Origin of the sequence: Brevibacterium spongiae, assembly GCF_026168515.1 — a bacterium.
GTDB lineage: Bacteria > Actinomycetota > Actinomycetes > Actinomycetales > Brevibacteriaceae > Brevibacterium > Brevibacterium spongiae.
Map to the genome: position 1 here is coordinate 627,425 of NZ_CP093443.1, position 21,883 is coordinate 649,307.

Genomic DNA, 21,883 nt, shown 5'->3' on the forward strand with positions numbered 1-21,883 from the left:
TGGGACGAGGATCAGATATGGTCGGGCCCGAAGGGGAAACGGTCACACAGCGAGCCTCCACCGGCGGCCTGCCCTCCGACGGCGTCATCGACGCGACTCTGGAGGAAGTCCACGCCCGTTACCACGGACTCGACGACGGTGAGGTCGCCGACTACATCCCGGTCCTCGCCGAGGCGGATCCCAGGTGGTTCGGACTCAGCCTCATCGAATCGGCCGGGACCGTGCACGAAGTCGGTGATGTCGACACCGAGTTCTCCATCCAATCCATTTCGAAAGCCTTCGTCTTCGCGCTCGTCTGTCAGTCCCGCAGCTCCGAACTCGTCCACGAACGTGTCGGTGTCAACAACACGGGGCTCGCCTTCAACTCGGTGATGGCGGTCGAACTCAACGATGGGAAGCCGTTGAATTCGATGGTCAACGCCGGCGCCATCGCCACGACCGCACTCATGCCCGGAACCACCTCGGCGGAGAAATGGGAGAACATCCGTTCTGGGCTCTCTCGCTTCGCCGGTCGTCCACTTCGTCTCGACGGTCGGGTGTACGAGTCGGAGATGACGACGAATCAGCGCAACAAGGCCCTGGCTCGCCTGCTGGAGAGCTATGGGCGGATCATCACGGATCCGCTCGACACCGTCGACATCTATACCCGGCAGTGTTCGCTGCAGGTCACCGCGCATGACCTCGCGGTGATGGGAGCCACCCTCGCCGACGGCGGCATCAATCCGCTGACCGGTCGGCAGGTCGTCTCTGCAGAGGTGGCACGCGATACGCTCGCGCTGCTCGCCTCGTGCGGAATGTATGAGAACAGCGGCGAATGGCTCTTCGAGATCGGTCTGCCAGCTAAGTCCGGAGTCTCCGGCGGCATCGTCGCTATCGCCCCGGGCAAAGGAGCCCTGGGCACGTTCTCGCCGAGGGTGGACGCCGCGGGCAACAGTGTGCGCGGTCAGCGAGCGTGCTTCCACCTCTCTCGGGCCCTGGGCCTGAATCTCTTCGCATCGAACGCTGTCGCCCAACGCGTTCGGGAAGGACGCTGATGAGCACCGCCACCGAGCCGAATGCCGACGCAGAGGAGCGCAGATCCTGGGCGCCGATGATCGGACTCTTCCTTGCCCAGGTCCTCATGTCGTTCAATGTCGCCGCCCTGCCGATCTCGCTCGGTGGGATGGTCGAAGATTTCGGCGTACCGCCCACGGTCGCCTCGTCGACGATCGTCGTCTACGGTCTCGCGGTAGCGGCACTCGTGATGACCGGCGCAAAGCTGGGCCAAAGGATCGGCTGGGTGCTCATCTTTCGCGTGGTGCTCGTCGTCTTTGCAGCATCCTCGCTGCTCATGATCTTTTCTCGCACGGTGGCCTGGGTCATCACCGGGCAGCTGCTTGCCGGTGCTGCCGCCGCGATCATCGTGCCCGCCCTGGTTGCGCTCATCGCCGAGAACTATCGCGGCGCGCAGCAGGCGGCCGCTGTCGGATCGCTCGGTTCGGCACGGGCCTTCTCCGGAATGAGCGCGTTCCTCATCGGCGGCACCTTGGGCACGCTCGTCGGGTGGCGACCGATCTTCTTCATCACGTTGGGATTGGCCGTCATCGTCTTCGCGCTGACCTTCACCCTGAAGTCGGACAAGGGGGACGCCTCGATCCGGATCGACCTTGTTGCTTCGACGCTCATCGGTGCCGCGGTCGTGCTGCTGACAATGGGGTTCAACAACCTCAACGCCTGGGGCGTCATCCCCGCGGAGGAGGGAGCACCGTTCTCTGTCGCCGGGCTGTCACCGGCACCGGTGTTCATCGTCGTCGGCATCGTCCTCGGGCAGCTGTTCTTCGTGTGGACGAAGAGGCGAAAGGCGGCGGGAAAGGTGCCGCTCGTCGACATCAGTGTGCTCGGCCGCCCGAGCGAGCGGGCTGCGGTCTATGCGATGTTCGTCATCGTCGCCATGGAGGCGGCGGTGAACTTCACCGTGCCCACCTACATCCAGGTCGTTCAGGGGCGTACACCTTTCGATACGTCGTTGGCGATGCTGCCGTTCAACCTCACGGTGTTCGTCACCGCCACTCTCATCGTCCGTTTCTACAAGCGATTTGCTCCGCGCACCATCGCGCTGTTCTCCTTCGGCCTGACGACGGCGGCGCTCGTCTGGTTGGCGTTCGTCGTGACGAACAACTGGGAGACGTTGCCGACGATTTTTGGCCTCATTGTGTTCGGCATCGGGCAGGGCGCGTTGGTGACCTTGGTCTTCAATGTCCTGGTCACGGCCGCGCCGAAGCATCTGGCCGGTGATGTCGGGTCGATCCGGGGCACTGCGCAGAATCTTGCCTCTGCGGTCGGCACCGCGGTGATGGGAGCGCTGCTGGTCACGGTGCTCTCGGCGGGACTGGCATCTGCTGCCGATGACCATCCCGATCTGCCGCCGGAGCTCGTCGAGCAGGTCGATCTCGACAATGCGAACTTCGTGAGCAACGACGAACTGCGGGAGGTCCTCGCAGAGACGACGGCGACACCGGAGCAGGTCGAGCATGCCGTCGAGCTGAATTCTCAGCAGCGACTGCGCACGCTCGAGCTCGGGTTCCTCATCCTCGCCGGCATCAGCCTGATTGCAGCAGTGCCGGCTTCTCGGCTGCCGAAGTACCGACCTGATGAGATCCCGGACCCCGCTGAGGCTGACTAGACCAGGCAGATCGGGCTGATAACTTTATTAAGCAATCGAGTGGATCATTAATCGCGGTAGAGCATACAGTTTTCGGCACCGTGCAATCGGGCCTTCCTGACCACCGATTGGCCCGACGTTAACGATCCCTTGGACAGGGACCGACGGCTGAGAGGTCAGCCCAAAGGGAAGCCAGAGAGATTCGGCGACTCAGAGCCGTCACTTCACCCAGGGTTCTTCGCCGGTCTCGGAGACGATCGGCTTGCCGTTGTCGAGGTTCCATGAGCCCATGCCGCCGACGACGTCGAAGGCATCGAAGCCGTTCTGGTTGAGCCAGGCCACGGCCCGGTTCGAGCGTCCGCCGGTGCGGCAGATGACGTACATGTCGTCGTCGAGTGGAAGGTCGTCGAGGCGGCTCGGCAGTTCGCCGAGCGGCACGTGGATCGCACCTTCGATGTGCCCGGCATTCCATTCATCGTCCTCGCGGACGTCGATGATGGCGGCCCCTTCGGGGATGTCATTGACGGTGACGGTCGTTTCTTCATCCATGTCTTCAGTCTAGGCACGCAAGCCAGTTGCTCGCATTGACCAGAGGAGGGCGAGCAGGCGTGGAGCGGCGACCGAGCGCGGGAAATCGACCTTTGGGGGCAACACGCTGAATTCGCTGAGGAAACCTACGAGGTGCCTCAGTGGGAAGTGAGCGCGTGGCCTGTGGTGGTGCCTCACGACTTGTGAGCGCGAGGCTTGCGGATCATTTGCTTCTTTGGAGTCGACTCATCGACGATTCCAATGCTGCCATGTTCAGATGCCGGGCCGCGGCCATCGACTCGGTTTTGCCTTGAGCGAGCTCGATCAAACTCATCTGGATCTGGTTGATCTGGCGAGTGAGATCGGCAGGGTTGACGCCAATGATTCGCGCCTGGATAGTCTCGGTTTGCTGTGTCGTGAGGAGACCGGAATCGAGGACCCGGTTCCACGGGGTCGCTGGCTTGTCATAGACGCGCCGACGACGACCGTCAGCGGTAGTGGAATATCCCACAGGTTTCTTCGTCGGGGTGAAGAAATTCAGCAGCATCGATACCACCGGCCATAGTCGTCCCAACAGCTCCAGTTCCTCGCTGGTGTCATAACGCCAGTAGAACGCGTGTTTACGGACGATGTGGTTGTTCTTCGACTCCACGGTAGCCTGGTCATTCTTCTTGTAGGGACGCGAACGTGTCTGAGCAATATCGCGTTCCTGGAGCCAGTCAGCGACCTCGTGGTTGATGAATTCAGATCCGTTGTCGGAGTCGAAGATCGAGAGTGGGAACGGAAACATTTCTTGGAGGTCGCCCACTGCTTGAACGATCCATTTCGCCGCGTTGTTGCGGATCGAGGCGTTCTCGGTCCATCCGGTGACCAGGTCCGTCATCGTCAAAGTACGAACGAATTCCCCGACGAACGTTGGCCCGCAGTGGGCAACGGTATCGGCTTCGATAACTCCGGGAACTGTCGGTGGTTCGTCGCCGACCTTTGATAGTCCGATCGAGTTCCGCAGCAGTGGTGAAGGCGTCGTTGTTGTGATGCCTCGCAGGCGCATCGATTGACGTGCCGGCAACAGGTAACGATCGATGGTTGCCGGGCTCATCGATTCCAGTTCCCTGATTGTCTCGGGAGTGGCGAAGGTGTGGTCGAGGTCGCCTGCCTCGTCCAACAGCGGTAGCCACAGTGGCAGCATCACCACGAGGTACTTTCCGCACGGCATGCCCATCAGGGCCCATACATGCTCAAGCAGGGCCCGAGAGTCGTCGGAGTAGGTTTTGGGTCTCAGGCGACGTTTGTCGACTTGCTCGTTCGGGTTGGGCAGTACGGGGCCGGTGAGCATTCGTCTGGCTGTGGATCGGCCCATCCCGGTCGTCGCGATCACCTCGTCGAGGATGCGACCACGGTCGGTCTTGGATGCTTTTCGGTAGGCGGTGTGGAGCTTGTTCGTGACGTGACGCCTCGCGGTCATCGGGATCTTGCCTTCCATGTCAGGCAAGCTTCCTCCCGTTTGCTGGGAGTTACGCGCTCAAAGTCTTTGAGGCACCAACCCCACCCACGCGCTCAAAGTCACTGAGGCACGTCGACCTATTGTCAATCTCGGTCGGACGTAGCTATGATCGACATCACATTTAGTGATACCTCACACCTCAGAAATCAGTTCATGAAGGAGAAACACATGACCGATGCGTCGACCAATGGGCCTCTTGCCGGAATGCGAGTCCTCGAACTCGGCAACATGATTGCGGCGCCGACCGCCGGAACACAGTTCGCGGACTTCGGCGCCGAGGTGATCAAAGTCGAGCACCCTGTGCATGGTGATGACCTTCGCCAATGGCCTCCGAACAAGGGAGAGGTCCCGCTGTGGTGGAAGGTGACGAACAGGAACAAGCGCCTCATCACCGTTGACCTCTCAACAGAGGAAGGCGCGGAGATTGTTCGGAACGCTGTCCGCGATGTCGACATCGTGCTCGAGAACTTCCGTCCCGGGACACTGGAACGCTGGAACATCGGGCCGGAAGAGCTGATGGCGATCAACCCGGGATTGATAGTCACTCGAATTTCGGGTTATGGCCAGACTGGGCCGTACAGCGGGCGAGCGGGATACGGGACAGTGGCCGAGGCGATTAGCGGCATTCCCTCGTTCACGGGGCCGAAGGGCGGACCGCCGACTTTGTCCGCGTTCCCTCTCGTCGACGTTCTTGCCGGTCACAGCGCCGTGCAAGGATCGCTCATGGCGGTTTACGAACGTCAACGGAGTGGTAAGGGCCAGGTCGTGGATGTCAGTCTCTACGAGTCACTCTTCCGCTTGGCCGATGCTCAGGTCATCGGCTACGACCAGGCTGGCATTGTCAAGCAGCGCAACGGCAACCGCATGGACGAGGACTCTCCACGAAATACTTATCAGACCTCCGACGAGAAGTGGATTGCCATTTCCGCGGGATCGCAGCGCACGTTCTCCAGGTTAGCCACCGCAATCGGCAGGCCGGAACTTACCGATGACCCGCGTTTCAACACCAACAGGAACAGGGTGGCCAATGCTGAAGAACTGGATCAGATTATGTCGGATTGGTTCGCTGTTCGGTCATCATCTGACTGTATGGAGATCATGATCGAAAACGACGTTGTCGCCGGCCTTGTCTACACAATCGAAGACATCTTCGCAGATCCACATTACGCGGCACGGGAAAACATCATCGACGTCGATGATCCGCAATTGGGCAGTGTGCGTATGCAGAATGTCTCTCCGCGCTTGAGCCGTACGCCGGGCAGAGTGCGGTGGACCGGCGGGCAAATGGGAGATGACAACGACGAGCTTTTACCTGAAATGACCGCTGTACGCGGTTGACAGTCTTCGTACGACAAGCCGAACGAAAGAGAATTCAATGGCGAATGAAGCAGTGATAGTTGGGTCCTATCAGACTCCCTATGTGAAGAAGCCGACGCAGACGACTCAGCACTTCATCCTCAAGAGCATCGGAGGAGTGCTGGCAAAGTACGGTGTCGCGCCCACTGACGTCGATGGTCTCGGTGTCAGTTCATTTCTGATGGGTCCCGACAATACGACGACGATCGCTGAGCAGAGCGGCATCTGCGCAAAGTGGACCTATCAAGGCAGCGCAGGAGGTGCAGCCCACATCGCGGGTGTACTCGAAGCACAGCAGGCGATCAACAACGATCGAGCCGAGGTCGTCGTTGTGTCTGCGGCAGACTCGTATTCGGTCGCGGTTCACAACAAGCTGATGAACGATTTCAACTCGAGCATGCGCGACTACATCGCGCCTCACGGGTTCGGCGGAACCAACGGACTGTTCGCCATGCTGCAGCGGAAGCACATGGCCGACTACGGCACGACCCGTGAACAGCTGGGCAAGCTTTCAGTCACGCAGAGAGCGAATGCAGTTCACAATGGGAACGCGCTCCTGCGCACCCCTCTTACCCTCGATGACTATCTGAACTGCAGGCAGATTGCCGAGCCCATCGGTCTCTACGACTGTGTGCTTCCATGTGGAGGCGGTGAGGCGACATTGCTCATGTCCAAGGCGAAGGCCGAGTCTCTGGGGCTGTCGTACATCGAGATCCTGTCCGGAGATCACCGCAGTAATTACGGCGGCGATCAGTTCCTCCTCATGTCGGGGGCATGGGCGGAGTTCCAGTCCCAGATGTTCGCCGAAGCGCAGATCTCGCACGATGACGTCGACATCGTCGGTCTCTACGACGACTACCCGATCATGGAACTCGTTCAACTCGAGGGAATGGGCTTCTGCCCTCAGGGAGAGGGCGGTCGCTTCATCGAAGACACTGACATCTCCGTCACCGGCAAGCTGCCGATCAACACCGGCGGAGGACAACTGTCATGCGGCCAGACCGGTGCCGGCGGTGGCGCCATCGCTTTGACCGAGGTGCTGATGCAGATGAACCAAGAGGTCGAGGCGGAACGGCAGGTGCCCAATCCTCAGCATGCAGTCGTCACCGGATTCGGAATGATCTGCTTCGGCAAAGGCACAGGACAGTCGGCACTGATCCTGAGAAAGGGAGGCATCTGATGAGCAACCACGAATTCGCCGCAGAACGACCTGGGCACCCACTGCCGGTACTCGAAGAGTGGAACCGGCCGTTCTTCGCAGCCGGTGCAGAGGGTGAGATCCGACTGCAAGTGTGCTCGAAATGTCAACGGACGATCTATTTTCCTCGGGCGTTCTGTCCGTACTGCGCCTCACCGGAGTATCGCTGGGAAGCCCAGCCCCTCTCAGGCACAATCGAGAGCTTCTCCAAGGTGTGGAAAGCGGAGAATCCCTATTTCGATCCCGAGCTTCCTTTTCACATTGCACTGGTCGACCTGCACAACGGGGTCAAGATGTTCGGTCGGTTGCGTGCGGCGTCAGGAGAACCCGCCATCGGCGATCACGTCAGTGTGGAATTCATCCAAATCGATGACGAGATCTGGCTCCCGCGATTCGTCAGTGGAAGTGTGCCGGAGTCCTGATGAATCGTTCGCAGAAGCGTGCCGAATTGCGGTGGAATTCGACACTCATCACTCCGACTTTCCTCTTCTATGCCATCGTCTTCGTCATCCCAGTGATGGCGGTGGTCGTCCAAAGTCTGATCTCTGACCATCGCCTGTCCTTCCACTGGTATGAGCAGCTGCTCGGGGAGGACTACTACTGGATCGTCCTCGTCCGTTCGATCTGGCTGTCGTTCCTGTCAGCGGCAATCTCCATCATCGTCGGATACTCCCTTGCGTATATCTCCAGCCGTCTGGTGGTCAGCCGTGCGCTGCGGAAGCTGATTCTCATCGCTGTGCTGACACCTCTGTTCACCAGCGCCGTGGTCCGCGCCTTCGGTTGGCAGATTGTGCTGGGTTCGGACGGAATCATCAATGACATCTTCATCGGCCTCGGCCTTGTGGACGCACCTATGAGATTGATGTTCAACCAGTTGGGTGTGATCGTCGGCCTCGTGCACTTCCTCGTGCCCTTCGCCTATCTGACATCGTCCGCAACTCTCCAATCTCATGACCTGTCATTGGTTCGCGCGGCGCGAGATCTGGGCGGAGGACCCTGGAGCACCTTCTGGCGGATCACTGTTCCGCTCAGCCGCACTGCGTTGATCGCAAGCTTCTCCATCAATTTCGCGCTCGCGATCAGCTCCTATGTCGTACCGGCAGTGCTCGGCGGCGGACGTGTGAAGGTGATGGCAGCTCTGATCTATGAAACCTTCTCGGTCGATCTGAACTGGCAGCTCGGTTCGGCGATTGCGGTGTTCGTGTTCGTTCCGGTCATGATCGTCCTCTTCTCGCTGGAGGTCTTGGGCCGAAAGACAGCTATTCCGACTCGGAGTGATTGATCATGAAACCAACGTTGACCAAAGCGGCAGTGACGCTGTACCTCGTACTCGTCATCGCATTCCTCGTGGGACCCATCGTCGTGCTGATCGGGGCGTCATTCGGAACCGGAAACGGCCTGTCGTTCCCACCGAAGGGCCTCACCTTCGAATGGTTCGGCCAAGTGATCGGCAATGCGGTCTATCGCAGGGAACTCGTACTCAGCCTGGTGTTAGCAGCAGTCGCTGCGACGGTGAGTCTGATCATCGGCTTCCTCGCCTCTGTGGCCCTCGGCCGCAGTAAGCGTGCATGGGCTAGCGCGATGACCAGCTATTTTCTCAGCCCACTCATCGTTCCGCAGGTAGTGATCGGTGCTGCGCTGATGCAGTATTACGCACTCGTCGGCATCGGAGGCACACAGCTCGGTCTTCTGCTCGGCCACGTGGTCATCGCGATTCCCTACGTGATTCGTTCGATTGTCGGTTCGATCGGCGAGGTTGATCCCGCGCTGCTCGAAGCGTCCAGAGACCTCGGCGGCTCTCGCTGGAGGACCGTGATCGATGTGATGCTGCCAATCGTCAAACGCTCGGCAATCGGCGCGTGGCTGTTCGCCTTCGTCATGTCCTGGATCAATGTCGAACTCAGTGTCTTCATTGCCCCGGGTGACCTGGCTACTGTGCCTGTCGAGATCTTCAACCATCTGCAGTACAGCGCCGACCCCGTGGTGGCGGCACTGTCCTCATTGTCCGCGATCGTCGCTCTGCTTCTGGTGCTGGCGATCGACAAGCTCTCTGACCTGGAAAGTATGTCGCGATGAAGAGAATACTCATTGGCCTCTGCAGCCTCACGCTGCTGTTGTCGGGGTGCGGTCTCGTCAGCCAGAGTTCGGACGACAGCGTCTTCACAATCGCCACGTACGGCGGTTCGTACGGCGACTCGATCCGAGAACGGGTCATCAAGCCGTTCGAAGAGAAGTACGACGTCAAGGTCCGTGAAGAAATGGCGGTTTCGAACGTCACACTCGGCAAACTGATGCAGGGCGGCTCCGATATCGACGTCGCTTTTATGGACGGCGGCGTCTCGGAGCACGCGGAATCCATGAACGTCCTCGAACCCATCGATACGTCGAAGCTGAGCAACGCAGATTCACTCATCGACGAAGCAGTCTATGAGAAGGACGGGAAGAAGTTCGCTATCTCGGCTGGGTTCTATGCGGTCGGTCTCACGTACAACACCGAGAAGATCGATACTCCTCCGAAGAGCTGGAAAGATCTGTGGAAGCCCGAGTACGCCAATAAGGTGACCGCACCCTCGGTCTCCAACGCAATGGGCCTGCCCTTCGTCCTCGGCATCAACCAAGCTTTCGGTGGCGAAGCAAATAACATCGACACTGCCGTCAAAGAACTGGGGAAGCTCAAAGTCGCGTCGTATTTTGACACGGCAGGTGCCGGCGAAAACCTGTTCCAAGGCGACGAAGCAACAATCGGTGCCGCCTACGCCTCAAGTGCTGCCGCGCTGAAGAAGGGCGGCAAGCCCATCGAGTATGTCACCCCAGAAGAAGGCGCGATCGCGGGAGACATCCGACTTCATATACCCAAGACGAGCTCGAAAACCGATCTCGCATACAAGTTCATCGATCTTGCCATCTCTGCTCAAGCGCAACAGGAAATGTCTGCCGACCTCCTCAATGCGCCCGTGAATAAGAAGGCCGAATTGTCAGAATCGCTCAAGGCGCAGATGCCGTATGGAAAAGACGGCTCAATCGCAGACCTGAACATTCCTGATTGGTTCGCACTGAACGAGAACAGGCAGAAATGGACGATCGAATTCAATCAGGAGGTCATCGGATGAGTGCCAACGTTGTGGAACTCAAAAGCATCGATCAGCGATTCAGCGGTAATCATGTGATCAAGAATCTTGATATGAGCATCAAGGAAGGCGAGTTCCTTTCGCTGCTCGGCCCGAGCGGTTGCGGAAAGACCACCATCCTGCGGATGATCGCCGGATTCGATGAGCCCAGCAGCGGTGAGCTCCTCATCGACGGATCCAGCGCTCTGGGCAAGGCCCCGGACAAACGGCCTATCAACACAGTGTTCCAGTCATATGCGCTGTTCCCGCACATGACGATCAAGGAGAACGTGGCATACGGTCTGCGCCGCAAGAGATGGGCGAAGTCGCGCATTCCCCAGGCAGTGCAGGACAGTCTGGACATGGTCAACATGGGGGCCTACGCCGACCGCTATCCCGCTCAGCTCAGCGGTGGACAGCAGCAGCGGATCGCTCTGGCTCGCGCTGTGGTCAATGAGCCGAGAGTTCTTCTGCTCGACGAACCGTTGGGTGCTCTCGACCTGAAGCTGCGCAAGCAGATGCAGCTCGAACTCATGCGCATCCACCGTCAGGTCGGAACGACGTTCATCTATGTCACACATGACCAAGAGGAAGCGCTCGTGATGTCGGATCGGATCGCCGTTCTCAACGGAGGAATAGTCGAACAGCTCGGCAGCCCCCGGAGCCTCTATGATTCGCCGCGCAGTCGATTCGTCGCCGACTTCATGGGCTCGAGCAACATCTTCGAGATTGACAGTGGAGATTCGAAGGCAAAGACCGTCTCCGTCGGCGGAGTCGACATCTCCGTCCAGAACACAGAGGCACTTGAAAGCGGCACTGACAACTGTGCAGTGATCATCCGTCCCGAACGAATCTCCGTGACCACCGGGGCCAAAGCTGACGCTGACAACTGCGTGCGGGGGCGGATCGTCGAATCCGCATTCCTGGGGCCGATGATCCTCATCCTTGCCGAAGTCCCGTTCGGAACTCTCAATGTCAAGATTCCCTACTACGGGCAGGACACGGATTTCGAACAAGGTGAGGAACTGTACTTCTCATGGCAAGCCAGCGACGCAATCGTGATCAAATGAATGAACAGGAAGACACTTCAGTGAACACCTCAGAAGAATTCAGGATTCTTGCACCGACGGGAACCCTTGGATACGGATTCTCTGCCGAAGATTTTCGACGGACAGTACGTGACTTCGCGCCAGACCTCGTCGCCGTCGACGCAGGATCGACCGATCCCGGCCCCTATTACCTCGGTGCTGGAAAATCATTTACATCCCGGGCAACGATCAAATACGAGATCGGACTGCTCGTCGACGAATGTCTGCCCAGGAAGATCCCGGTGGTGATCGGCAACTGCGGTGGCGCGGGTGGACGCCCGCACCTGCAGTGGGTCAACGAGATCGTAATGGAACTGGCTGCTGAGCGAAACTGGAAACTGCGCCTCGGGGTCATCGACTCGGAGATCGACGATCGCGACCGACTAAAGCAGATCGTCAGTGCAGGGCAGTCCGAGCAGTTCGAGAGCGGGGCAGAACTCACTCACGATGCCATCGACGATGCGACGCGGATCGTCGCTCAGCTCGGCCCGGAACCGGTCGCGGAAGTCTTCGCAGAAGAACCCGATGTCGTCCTCGTCGGCCGGATCTGCGATGACGCCATCTTCTCGGCACTGCCCATCCTCAAAGGATTCGACAGGGGGCTGGCCAGCTATGCGGGAAAGGTCCTCGAATGCGGAGCACTTGCCTGTGAACCCGTTGAGATGGACGTGCTCACTGCCGTCATCGGCAGGGAATACGTCATCTTCGAGCCGGGTGCCCAACACCGCCGTTCGACGGTCAAGTCGGTCACGGGGCATTCCCTGTATGAACGGGAGAATCCGTTCGAGCAGGCGGGACCGGGCGGAATCGTCGATCTCACCGAGGTGACCATCACCCAGGAGACCGAACGATCTGTGCGGGTGCAAGGAGTGAAGTTCATCCCGCAGCCGTACACTCTCAAACTCGAAGGAGCCTGCGAAGTCGGGTACCGATCGGCGTGCATCGCCGGAATCGCCGATCCGATCCTCATCGAAGCGCTGCCCTCTGTGCTCGAGACTGTTCGCAGCAGAACTGAGAAGAGGCTTGAGAGCGCCGGGCTGTCGGCGCGGTCGATCTCGTTCAAGCGGTACGGGGTGGACGCGGTGCCGCTCAACCAGCGCGCAGACACGTTCCCGGCATCCGCGCCTTCCGAAGTCGGGGTCGTGATCGAAACGATCGCAGATACCGCAGAGGACTCGCTGGCGATCTGCCACGAAGTGGCGGGCAGCCTGCTGCATGTGGACTATCCGGGCCAACTGAACACGGCGGGAAATGTGGCGTTCCCCTTCTCGCCGGCGGAGTTCCCAGTCGGCCAGTGCTTCGAGTTCTCGATCTACCATCTCATCCACGTCGACGATCCGAACGAGTTCTCGACAATCACCGTAAAAGAAATCGGAGGAGACCATGCCTGAGCAACGGCTGAGAGACGTCGCCGAGGTGGTCCGGAGCAAAAACGCAGGTCCACACCGCTTGACTCTCGATATCATCTTTAAAGAGGTCGAGGTCTTGGACAAGGTCTTAGAAGGAGGTTCTCTGACACCTGAGAAGGTCACAGAAGCGTATGGGCTTCAACCCTCTGCTCTGTCCTCGTGGTTCATCTTCCGTCCGGGACGAGCTCTGAAGTTCACTTTCATCAGACCGATTGATCAAGGAGGACCGGGGGAGACGGATATCTATGGTGCACAGCAGCACGCGCCATTGATGGATCTTGAAGTACAGCTTTAGGCTCCAGTCGGACGATCAAACTGAGGTGGAAAATATGGCCGATGCTACCGAGCGCCTCGGTGAGGTGTCGTTGGAACTTCCCAAGCTGACCGTGCACAGCCTGCGCGATCGGACTGAAGAGATCATTCGCGATCGTCTAGTCGCCGGAGCCTTGGTACCAGGGCCGACCTATACGATTCGCAGTCTCGCAGACGAACTAGATGTGTCTCCGACCCCGGTTCGCGAAGCCGTTCAGCGATTGTCCGGTGAGGGCGCACTCGAGATTGTGAGGAATCGCGGTTTCCGGGTGGTGGAGATGGACACGGAGGCTCTGGAAGAGAACCTCTTTATGCGGCGCCTGCTGGAGGTTGAGGCGCTGGTGGAAGTATCGTCTCGAATCGACCCGGACCGACGCGAAGTATACGAGCGCCTCATCGACGAAATGGAGCAGGCGGGCCAAGCCGAGGACTATCAGCGATACCTAGCGGCGTCCCGAACATTCCATTTAGGGCTCGTCGCAGAGCTTGCGATGCCGAAGCTGACAGAGATGATCGGGCGACTTCGTGACAGCGCTCGAATTGGACGCGTCACCCGTGAGACGAACATGGTCTCGGGAAATCGTGAACATCATGCTCTTGTCGATGCCGTCTTCCGAGGCGACGGCGACGAAGTTCGCAGGCTGATGATCGCGCATCTCGACCACCACCGGCACGAGTGGTCCGACCGTCCGGACGGCGGGGAAAGCAGAGAGGGCACCGCCCCTCTCTGGCGCCCTCGCCCTCACTGATTCGCTTGTTTGGCCCGCCACCGGGCCTGCTTCGCCCGATTGCCGCACAGCTCCATCGAGCACCAGCGTCCCGTGCGAGAGCGTGAGTGATCAAAGAACGCCCACTGGCAGCTGTCGTATTCGCACGCCTTCAGCCTGGCCCATGTCCCGTCCCCGAGTGCCGCGGTCGCCGCGCTCACCACCCGACCGATCGCTGCATCGATACCGGTGCCGGCCGTGACGAGCTCGGCGCCGCGGTCGGTGATGACGACCTGGGTCGTGCGCCGGGCCGCCTCGGTGAGTGCGTCGATGACCGTGTCGGGCGTGCCCGCCTTCGAATGATTGGCTAGGAGCCCGCAGCGCAGAATTTCCCGCAGTTCGCGCGCTCGGCGCAGATCCGCCTCCGTCACATGGTCGGCTTCGCCGTCCTCGCCGAGGCGACCGCTGCCGGCCCGGCGATCGATTCCCTGCTCGTGCGCCCACTCCGACCAACCGGCCGGATCGGCGAGGCGATCGGTTCCCAGGTCGATATCGCGGGTGTTGACGAAGGCGCGGACGAACTCCAGCTCGCCGGGAGCAGCTGCGGGAGGAACGATCTCAGGCATAACTCCATTGTAACCACTATTGATATTTACATGGTTACTAAGATAACCTGCATTTCCATGACAACAGTTACGTCAGCGTGGACGGTTCCTAGTTTTCGCCTCTTCTGGAGCGCTGGAGCGCTCTCTCGACTCGGAGCAGAGGTTGGGGAGATCGCCCTGCCCGCCCTCACCCTCATCACCCTCGGCGCGACCGCGATGGAGGCTTCCTGGGTGCGCACGGCACTCGTCGCCCCGTTCCTCGCCGTCACGCTCTGGTTCGGAGTCGTCGTCGACCGCCGCCCCAGACGACCGCTTATGATCCTCGCCGATTGGGTGCGGGGTATCCTCCTCGCTGCTGTATGCGTCCTTGCTCTGACGAACACGCTGACGATTCCCGTCGCCGTCGGGGCCGCTTTCGCGATCGGCACGATGACCGTGCTCTACCAGCTCGCGGACTTCTCGTTCCTGCCGCAGTTCGTGCCTGAGGACGCCCTCGTCGACGCAAATTCCAAGATCACAGCCACGGAGTCCGCCATCGAGACCGCCGGTTCCGGCGTCGGCGGACTCATTGTCCAGGCCGTCACCGCACCGGTCGCGATCGCGGTCAATGCGGTAGGGTATCTGGCCTCCGCACTGCTCATCGGGCGCCTGCGCGTGACCGAACCCCCACCTGAACCGGCCACGGCCGAAACGGCTGACAGACCCGCCGCTTCACCCTCGACCGTTGCCGAACGCTCGGCCATTGCCGAGGCGCGCGACGGTCTCAAGGTGCTCATCCGCCACCCGATCCTGCGTGCCCTGGCAGCAGAGGCATCCCTGTGGAACTTCGGCCACGAGATCCTCATGCTCGCCCTCGCCGTCCAGATGCTCGCCGGACTGCCCGCCGGCCCTCTCATCTTCGGCGCGGTGGTGACCTGCGGTGGCATCGGCGCTCTCGTCGGCAGCCTGCTCAGTCCCCGCCTCACGAGGCGCTTCGGATACGGCCGCTCTCTGCTGGTCAGCCTCATTGTCGGCAACACGGCCCCGCTGATCGGGATGGTCATCGTTGCGTTCATTCCCGCCGTCCTCGTCCCGGGCCTGGCTGTCGCCTTCCTCCTCTCAGGGCTTGGCAGCGGTGTCGCCGACTCACAATCGACGAGCATCCGCCAGCTCGCTCTGCCCGCTGAATTCCGCGGACGTGTCAACGCCGGCTACCGACTCGTGTCCTGGGGCGCACTCTCCATCGGTGCGATCCTCGGCGGCACCCTGATCACACTCATCGGACCGGTCGGAGCCGCCGTCTCCGGAGCCGCACTCATGGCGCTGGCCACGGTCCCGGTGGCTCTTTCGCCAGTGCGCGGAATCCGCGCCATCAACGAAGTCGCGGCGGACCGCCTCGGCGAGGATTAGCATGGAGACATGAGCAAGCGGATCGTCATCATCGGCGCGGGACTGGCTGGAACCACCGCGGCCCGGGAGCTGAACGCGCGGGGGCAGGCGGTCACGCTGATCGACCCGAAGGCAGGCGAGACCTCCGAGCGGCCGCCCCTGTCGAAGCACCTCTTCGACGGGTCCCGCCATCACCTGCCCTACCACCTCGACTCGACCGAGCACATCACCTTCGTTCGTGACCGGGCAGAGGAGATCACCCTCGCCGAGGAGGCTGCCACCTCCCGCTACACCGCCGAGACCCAGCGGCACCCCGGTCCGTTGGCAGACCACCATGCCACCGCCGGGACCGTGCACCTGGCCTCGGGGGAGTCCATCGACTTCACCCACTGCATCCTCGCCACCGGGATGGAAGCGAACCGGCCGCAGATCCCGAACTATCCCGACGCACTGCCGGTCTATGACCTCAGCGATGCTGAATGGGTCCTCGACCGCGTCGAGCGAGCCACCTCAACGTTGAACGTCGGCGTGCTCGGCTCCGGTTTCCTGGGGATTGAGGTGGCCACCTCGGCGGTGGCGGCAGGCCACGAAGCCACGGTCTACCTGCGCGGGGACGAACCGCTGCGCAAGCAGCTGTCGGAGCCGGTGCGGCACGCGCTGTTCGAAGCGCACAAGGCCGCCGGAGTCCGATTCGTCGCCCACACCTCAAGCCCCGACGACATCCCCGCAGATATTCACGACCTGTTCATCACCAGTGTCGGAGCCACACCGCGAGTCATTCCGATCGACGGCGACACACCCGCCTCGGCGTGGAAAGTGGATGAGAGTTTGGCAACATCGCATCCCGGAATCTTCGCCGCCGGAGACTGCGCGACCGTCACCGCAGGACCCTATGCTCTCGACCATCCCTGGGCGTGCGAACCGGTGGCAGAAAGCCACGGGAAGTTCCTCGCTGAACTCCTCGCCGATGCCCCGGCTGAAGCCCCGGCCGACGCCGGTGAAACCCCGACCGACGCCGGTGCGAACGTGCCCGACGGCGGTGCGAACGCGACCGACAGCGAGACGGAGTCGACCGAGACTAGCGCGAGGATCTGGTCAGAAGTCCCCTGGCACTGGAGCTTCCAAGGCCCGGAGAAGGTGTTCACGGCCGGGCTGATCAGCCCCGACGCCACCGATACGATCATTCGCCGTGACCCGTCCGGAGCCAAGTTCCAGGTCTTCCACTTCGACGGGGCCGATCCCGAGGCGAAGCTCATTGGTGTCGAGACCTTCAACTGGCCGCCCATGCAGGCCGCCGCCAGGCGAGTACTCGGCGGTAATAATATTCCGACGAGGGCCCAATTGGACGACCCCGACTTCGACTTCAAGGCTCACAGCCGACTGTGAGTCTGCGCTAGTCTCATCCCGTAGACTCTTTCTGTTCTATCCCCAGTCGCCGACGAGAGAATTTTCTGTTCATGGATATGGCCAGGCTTGCTGCCGAGCACGGACTCGAGAGAGTGGGTGGACGGCCGTCTCTGCCCCAGTACGTCAAACAGCTTCTCAACCGAAGCGACTTCACGTACACGCTTGCGAAGTACCGGATGCAGTCCGAGAACGAGCGCAACCGCCTCGGCATGCTCTGGGTGCTGCTGCGCCCGTCGTTCTCAGCTCTGATCTACGGCACTGTCTTCGGCGTCATCATGAAGGGCGCCACCGCGCGACCCGACGACTTCGCTCCCTTCGTCATCATCGGCGTCTTCATCCTCGAGTTCTTCAACAGCTCGATGAACGGCGGTGCGAAGTCGATCATCTCGAATGCGTCGCTCGTCCAATCGCTGCCGTTCCCGCGCATTGTTCTGCCCATCGCCAAGGTGTTCCAGAACCTCCTCGACTTCATCCCCACCCTCATCTTCATGGCGCTCATCGTCATCCTCTTCGGTGCACGACCTGATTGGGATTGGTTCCTCTTCATCCCGCTGGTGTTCCTGTTCTGGGTCTTCAACCAGGGTGTGGCGTTCATCTTCGCTCGCGCAACGGTCCACTTCCGGGACCTGTCGCAGGTCACCCCGTTCATCTCCCGAATGATCTTCTACACCTCGGGTGTCTTCTTCGACCTCAAGGTCATGGTCGACAAGATCAACCCGTCCCTGCAGCCGTTCGCTGATTGGCAGCCCATCAACAACGTGCTGTCCATTGCTCGCGGCATCCTCATGAAGGACGGTGTCGTTCCCTACGACTACTTCTGGCACCTTGCTATCTGGGCATTCGGCATCTTCATCATCGGCTTCGTGTTCTTCTGGCAGGCCGAGGAAAGGTTTGGTCGTGATGAGTGACGAGAATTCGTTCGACACCGGCAGCCTCCCCGAGGTGACCAGGAACAACCCACCCGTCGTCGTCTGCGACAACGTCCACGTCCGCTACAAGACCCTGGCCACGGGCAAGAAGCTCAAGCTCGGCAGTAAGAACGTGATGGGGCGGAAGCGGGAGCTGCGAGAGGTTCACGCCCTCAAGGGCATCAGCTTCGTCGCGCACAAGAACGAATCCATCGGCATCATCGGCAGCAACGGCTCCGGCAAGTCCACGCTCATGCGGTCGATCACCGGGTTGACCCCGACTTCCGAGGGCGCGATCTATGCGACGTCACGGCCGAACCTCCTCGGTGTCGGTGCCGCACTGATTCCGGATCTCTCCGGTGCTCGCAACATCATTCTCGGGTCCCTGGCTCTCGGGCTCACCCGTGATGAGATCGACGCGAAGTTCGATGACATCGTCGAGTTCACCGGGCTCGAGGACTTCATCGACCTGCCGATGCGCACGTACTCCTCGGGTATGTCCCAGCGTCTGAAGTTCGCGATTGCGACCTCGGTGCAACACGAGATCCTCATCGTCGACGAGGCGCTCAACGTCGGTGACAAGAAGTTCCGTGACCGTTCCGAGGGCCGTATCCGTGCCATCCGTGAGAATGCCGGTACCGTCTTCCTCGTCTCGCACTCGATGCGTACGATCAAGGACACGTGCAATCGCGCCCTGTGGATCGAGAAGGGGGAGCTGCTCGCCGACGGTCCGGCGCTCGAAGTCATTCGCAAGTACCAGGCCTTCACCAAGGAAGTGAAAGCGAAGGAAACCGAAGAAGAGCCGGGCTGAGTTTCTTCTCGGCCCTTTCGGCTCTCGCCGAAACCGGCCCCGTTCTCCGCTGAGGACGGGGCCGTTTCCGTCACCTCGTCTCAGCCAGATGACCTCTGAGGTACTCACCTGTCACGCTGTCTGAGGTTTCCGCGACGTGCCCAGGGGTTCCTGTCGCCACGATCTGCCCTCCGTCCTGGCCTCCGCCGGGTCCGAGGTCGATGATCCAATCGGCATTGGCGATCATGTCGAGGTCGTGTTCGATGACGAGCACCGTCCCGCCCTGATCGAGCAGCTGCTGGAAGACTCCGACGAGGACACGGACGTCGTCAGGATGCAGCCCCACCGTCGGTTCGTCGAAGACGAAGAGCGTGTGCTTCTGCGATTTCCCGAGTTCGGTGGCGAGCTTGAGTCGCTGGGCCTCACCGCCGGACAGAGCCGGAGTGGCCTCGTGAAGAGTGAGATACCCGAGCCCCACGTCCTCCAATGCTTCCAGCCGGGCATGGACCTTGCGCATCGCGGTGAGGTGGGGGAGCGCCTCGGTGACGGTGAGCGCCAACAGCTCCGGCAGCGACTGCAGCTGACCATCGGCATCCGAAGGGCGGCAGTACTCGTCCGCGTCGGGACTGTAGCGTCGCCCTTCGCACTCAGGACAGGGAATGTCGACGTCGGGGAGGAACTGGACATCGAGCGTGATCTCGCCGGTGCCTTCGCATTTCGGGCAGCGCAGCGAGCCCGTGTTGTAGGAGAAGTCCCCGGCCGTCAGCCCGGCATCCTTCGCGGAATCGAGTCGAGCATAGGCGCGGCGAAGGTCATCGAGCACGCCGGAATAGGTCGCCACGGTGGAGCGGACGTTGATGCCGATCGGGGTGGCGTCGACGACGTTGACCCGTTCGATCCCGCCGGCTTCGAGTTCACGCACATGAGACGGCATCGCACGCTCGTCCCCGGCGGCCTCGGCCTTGAGCGCGGGGACGAGACTGTCGAGGACAAGCGTGCTCTTGCCCGATCCTGAGACTCCGGTCACGACGGTGAGCCGCTTGCGTGGGATCTCGGTCTCCAGGGCGTGGACGGTGTGGATCGGTGAGGTGAGCAGTCGGATGCGACCGTGGTCGACGATCTCGGCTTCGGGTGCGGGAGTGCGTACGAGGGCGTCGGCGCGGCCGGTGAGGTAGGGACCGATGCGGGAGTCCGGGTGTGCGTCGAGTTCGGCGACGCTGCCTTCGGCCACGACCGAGCCGCCGTCCTTGCCGGAGCCGGGGCCGATTTCGATGAGATGGTCGGCTTCGCGGAGGACGAGCGGGTCGTGGTCGACCATGACCACGGAGTTCCCCTCCTCGAGGAGGTCAGCGATCACACCCTGCAGGCCTTTGATGTTCGAGGGGTGGAGGCCGATCGAGGGTTCGTCGAGGACGTAGAGGACGCCGGTGGTCTCATTCCGGACGGCACGAGAGAGTTGGACTCGTTGGCGTTCACCGGTCGACAGAGACGAACCGGCCCGGTCGAGGCCGAGGTATCCGAGGCCGAGGTCGAGCAGCCTGCGAGCCATGCCGAGGAGTGCGTCCACCAGCGACCGAGCCATCGGCTGCATGGGCGTGGGGAGAGTGCCTGGAACGCCTGCCGCCCAATCGACGACTTCGTCCAGGGTCATCGCAGTCGCATCGGCCAGCCCGAGATCGCCGATGCGCGGTGCCCGGGCTGCCGGGGAGAGACGCGTGCCTTCGCAGTCGGGGCAGACCTGTTCGGAGAGGAACCGGCTGACGCGGGCGAACCGCTTCTCAGTGTCGGCGCGTTTGAGTTCTTCGGTCACCGTCAGGCGGGCGTTGCGGAAGGTGAAGTCGAGGTCGTGCAGTCCCTTCTTCGAGGTGACGGTGATGTGCTTCTTCTCTTCGGGGCCGGCGAAGACGATGTCGCGTTCCCAGTCCTCGAGCTCGCTCCAGGGCACATCGGTGCGGACGCCGAATTCGCGGGCGATCTGGGGCTGGACGTTGAAGCCGAACATCTGCCAGGGAATGACGGTGCCGTCGTCGATGGACTTGTTCGGGTCGCGGATGAGGGAGTCGTCATCGACCTCACTGATCGTGCCGATGCCCTCACAGCGGGGACACGCTCCACCGGAATTGAAGGCCAGCGCCTCGGCGCCGGGAGCTTCAACGGTCTCACCGCATTCCGGGCAGGCGAAGGGTTCTTCGGCGGCGACGTCGAGCGTCGGTTCCTGCCGGTGCCCGTTCGGGCAGACGTGGGAGGCCAGCCGGGAGAACATCAGCCGGATGACGTTGAGCAGCTCGGTCGAGGTGCCGAAGGTCGAACGGACTCCGGGCACGCCGGGCCGCTGCCGCAGAGCCAGCGCTGCGGGGATGTGGCGGACCGAGTCGACGTCGGCGCGGGCGGCCTGTCCCATGCGTCGGCGGGTGTAGGTGGATAGGGCTTCGATGTAGCGGCGGGAGCCCTCGGCGTAGAGGACGCCCATGGCCAGCGAGGACTTGCCGGATCCGGAGACTCCGGCGATGGCGACGAGGGTATTCAGCGGAACGTCGATGTCGATCTCGCGGAGATTATGGACGCGCGCGCCACGGACTTCGACCGCTGCTGCAGGGGATGCGGCAGGGGAGAGATGCTGTGCTTGGGTCGACATATCGTGATCGTAACAACCGGCACTGACGCAGAATCCGACGCATGAGGTCTGAGGCCCGAAGCATCGGGGCCATCATATGTTCGAAACTCGCCGAGGTAACGGGAGCGCCCGCATTCAGTCCAACCGAAACTCTGCAAAGTGTTCATTTCAAACTCTGCAAAGTGTTCAGTTCAGTTTCTGCAATCTGTTCAGTTTGAGTTCTGCAAAGTGTTCAGTTCAGCAGTCCGTCCGCGTAGAAACCGGAAAGCAGGGGAAGCCAGAGGCACTCATCGTCATTACCTCAACTGGCAGCGCAGGGCGGAGGCCAGACGGTGTGAATG

20 protein-coding genes are annotated in these 21,883 nt (G+C 61.2%); 16 read left to right on the forward strand and 4 right to left on the reverse strand.

Features of this window, described 5'->3' with window-relative positions; genetic code table 11:
• The first annotated feature begins 17 nt into the window (after positions 1–17).
• The gene (gene glsA, locus L1F31_RS02815) at positions 18–1,034 is read left to right on the forward strand and encodes a glutaminase A (protein ID WP_265419183.1); all 1,017 of its coding nucleotides are present in this window, start codon (positions 18–20) and stop codon (positions 1,032–1,034) included.
• The gene (locus L1F31_RS02820; protein WP_265419184.1) at positions 1,034–2,662 is read left to right on the forward strand and encodes an MFS transporter; all 1,629 of its coding nucleotides are present in this window, start codon (positions 1,034–1,036) and stop codon (positions 2,660–2,662) included. Before glsA ends, L1F31_RS02820 begins: the two co-directional genes overlap by 1 nt.
• Before the next feature lie 198 nt (positions 2,663–2,860).
• Here the strand turns inward: L1F31_RS02820 and L1F31_RS02825 are convergent, their stop codons facing one another.
• Positions 2,861–3,190 carry a rhodanese-like domain-containing protein gene (locus L1F31_RS02825; RefSeq protein ID WP_265419185.1) on the reverse strand — a complete coding sequence of 110 codons (330 nt, stop codon included), beginning with the start codon at positions 3,188–3,190 and terminating at the stop codon, positions 2,861–2,863.
• Between the two features lie 202 nt (positions 3,191–3,392).
• Entirely contained in the window at positions 3,393–4,652 is a 1,260-nt protein-coding gene (locus tag L1F31_RS02830; protein ID WP_265419005.1) for a DDE-type integrase/transposase/recombinase, read from the reverse strand.
• Between the two features lie 126 nt (positions 4,653–4,778).
• Here L1F31_RS02830 and L1F31_RS02835 point away from each other — a divergent pair, with 126 nt between their 5' ends.
• From L1F31_RS02835 to L1F31_RS02880, 10 genes are all read left to right on the forward strand, one after another.
• Positions 4,779–6,011, forward strand: a complete 1,233-nt coding sequence (locus tag L1F31_RS02835; RefSeq protein WP_265419186.1) for a CaiB/BaiF CoA transferase family protein — start codon at positions 4,779–4,781, stop codon at positions 6,009–6,011.
• Between the two features lie 37 nt (positions 6,012–6,048).
• Complete coding sequence (locus L1F31_RS02840; RefSeq protein ID WP_265419187.1) at positions 6,049–7,209, forward strand: thiolase family protein; 1,161 nt, start codon at positions 6,049–6,051, stop codon at positions 7,207–7,209.
• A complete protein-coding gene (locus L1F31_RS02845) occupies positions 7,209–7,649 on the forward strand; it encodes a Zn-ribbon domain-containing OB-fold protein (protein WP_265419188.1) in 441 nt (146 codons plus the stop codon). Before L1F31_RS02840 ends, L1F31_RS02845 begins: the two co-directional genes overlap by 1 nt.
• Before the next feature lie 95 nt (positions 7,650–7,744).
• Positions 7,745–8,509: an ABC transporter permease gene (locus L1F31_RS02850; RefSeq protein ID WP_265419189.1), complete on the forward strand. Its 765-nt coding sequence runs from the start codon at positions 7,745–7,747 to the stop codon at positions 8,507–8,509.
• Positions 8,510–8,574: 65 nt separating this feature from the next.
• Complete coding sequence (locus L1F31_RS02855; protein WP_265419190.1) at positions 8,575–9,303, forward strand: ABC transporter permease; 729 nt, start codon at positions 8,575–8,577, stop codon at positions 9,301–9,303.
• Positions 9,300–10,337, forward strand: coding sequence for an ABC transporter substrate-binding protein (locus L1F31_RS02860; protein ID WP_265419191.1), 1,038 nt, complete (start codon positions 9,300–9,302; stop codon positions 10,335–10,337). Before L1F31_RS02855 ends, L1F31_RS02860 begins: the two co-directional genes overlap by 4 nt.
• Before the next feature lie 71 nt (positions 10,338–10,408).
• Positions 10,409–11,404: an ABC transporter ATP-binding protein gene (locus tag L1F31_RS02865; protein WP_265419192.1), complete on the forward strand. Its 996-nt coding sequence runs from the start codon at positions 10,409–10,411 to the stop codon at positions 11,402–11,404.
• A 20-nt stretch (positions 11,405–11,424) separates the two neighbouring features.
• A complete protein-coding gene (locus L1F31_RS02870) occupies positions 11,425–12,813 on the forward strand; it encodes an acyclic terpene utilization AtuA family protein (RefSeq protein ID WP_265419193.1) in 1,389 nt (462 codons plus the stop codon).
• A complete protein-coding gene (locus L1F31_RS02875; protein WP_265419194.1) occupies positions 12,806–13,126 on the forward strand; it encodes a DUF4387 domain-containing protein in 321 nt (106 codons plus the stop codon). The genes L1F31_RS02870 and L1F31_RS02875 overlap by 8 nt, the downstream gene beginning before the upstream one ends.
• Before the next feature lie 34 nt (positions 13,127–13,160).
• Positions 13,161–13,892, forward strand: a complete 732-nt coding sequence (locus L1F31_RS02880) for a GntR family transcriptional regulator (RefSeq protein WP_265419195.1) — start codon at positions 13,161–13,163, stop codon at positions 13,890–13,892.
• On the opposite strand, the gene L1F31_RS02885 is transcribed toward L1F31_RS02880, so the two are convergent.
• A complete protein-coding gene (locus tag L1F31_RS02885; protein ID WP_265419196.1) occupies positions 13,886–14,476 on the reverse strand; it encodes a CGNR zinc finger domain-containing protein in 591 nt (196 codons plus the stop codon). The two genes, L1F31_RS02880 and L1F31_RS02885, sit on opposite strands and share 7 nt — an antisense overlap.
• Before the next feature lie 57 nt (positions 14,477–14,533).
• Here L1F31_RS02885 and L1F31_RS02890 point away from each other — a divergent pair, with 57 nt between their 5' ends.
• The 4 genes from L1F31_RS02890 to L1F31_RS02905 all read left to right on the forward strand — a co-directional run bounded on the left by L1F31_RS02890 (position 14,534) and on the right by L1F31_RS02905 (position 18,949).
• Positions 14,534–15,844 carry an MFS transporter gene (locus L1F31_RS02890; RefSeq protein ID WP_265419197.1) on the forward strand — a complete coding sequence of 437 codons (1,311 nt, stop codon included), beginning with the start codon at positions 14,534–14,536 and terminating at the stop codon, positions 15,842–15,844.
• Positions 15,845–15,853: 9 nt separating this feature from the next.
• A complete protein-coding gene (locus L1F31_RS02895) occupies positions 15,854–17,209 on the forward strand; it encodes an FAD-dependent oxidoreductase (protein ID WP_265419198.1) in 1,356 nt (451 codons plus the stop codon).
• Between the two features lie 71 nt (positions 17,210–17,280).
• Positions 17,281–18,138 carry an ABC transporter permease gene (locus L1F31_RS02900; RefSeq protein WP_265419199.1) on the forward strand — a complete coding sequence of 286 codons (858 nt, stop codon included), beginning with the start codon at positions 17,281–17,283 and terminating at the stop codon, positions 18,136–18,138.
• Positions 18,131–18,949 (forward strand): ABC transporter ATP-binding protein, encoded by an 819-nt coding sequence (locus tag L1F31_RS02905; protein WP_265419200.1) that lies wholly within the window; start codon positions 18,131–18,133, stop codon positions 18,947–18,949. The genes L1F31_RS02900 and L1F31_RS02905 overlap by 8 nt, the downstream gene beginning before the upstream one ends.
• 70 nt (positions 18,950–19,019) lie before the next feature.
• Here L1F31_RS02905 and L1F31_RS02910 read toward each other — a convergent pair whose 3' ends face one another.
• On the reverse strand, positions 19,020–21,563 hold the full coding sequence (locus tag L1F31_RS02910; RefSeq protein ID WP_265419201.1) for an excinuclease ABC subunit UvrA: 2,544 nt from the start codon (positions 21,561–21,563) through the stop codon (positions 19,020–19,022).
• Positions 21,564–21,883: the final 320 nt, after the last annotated feature.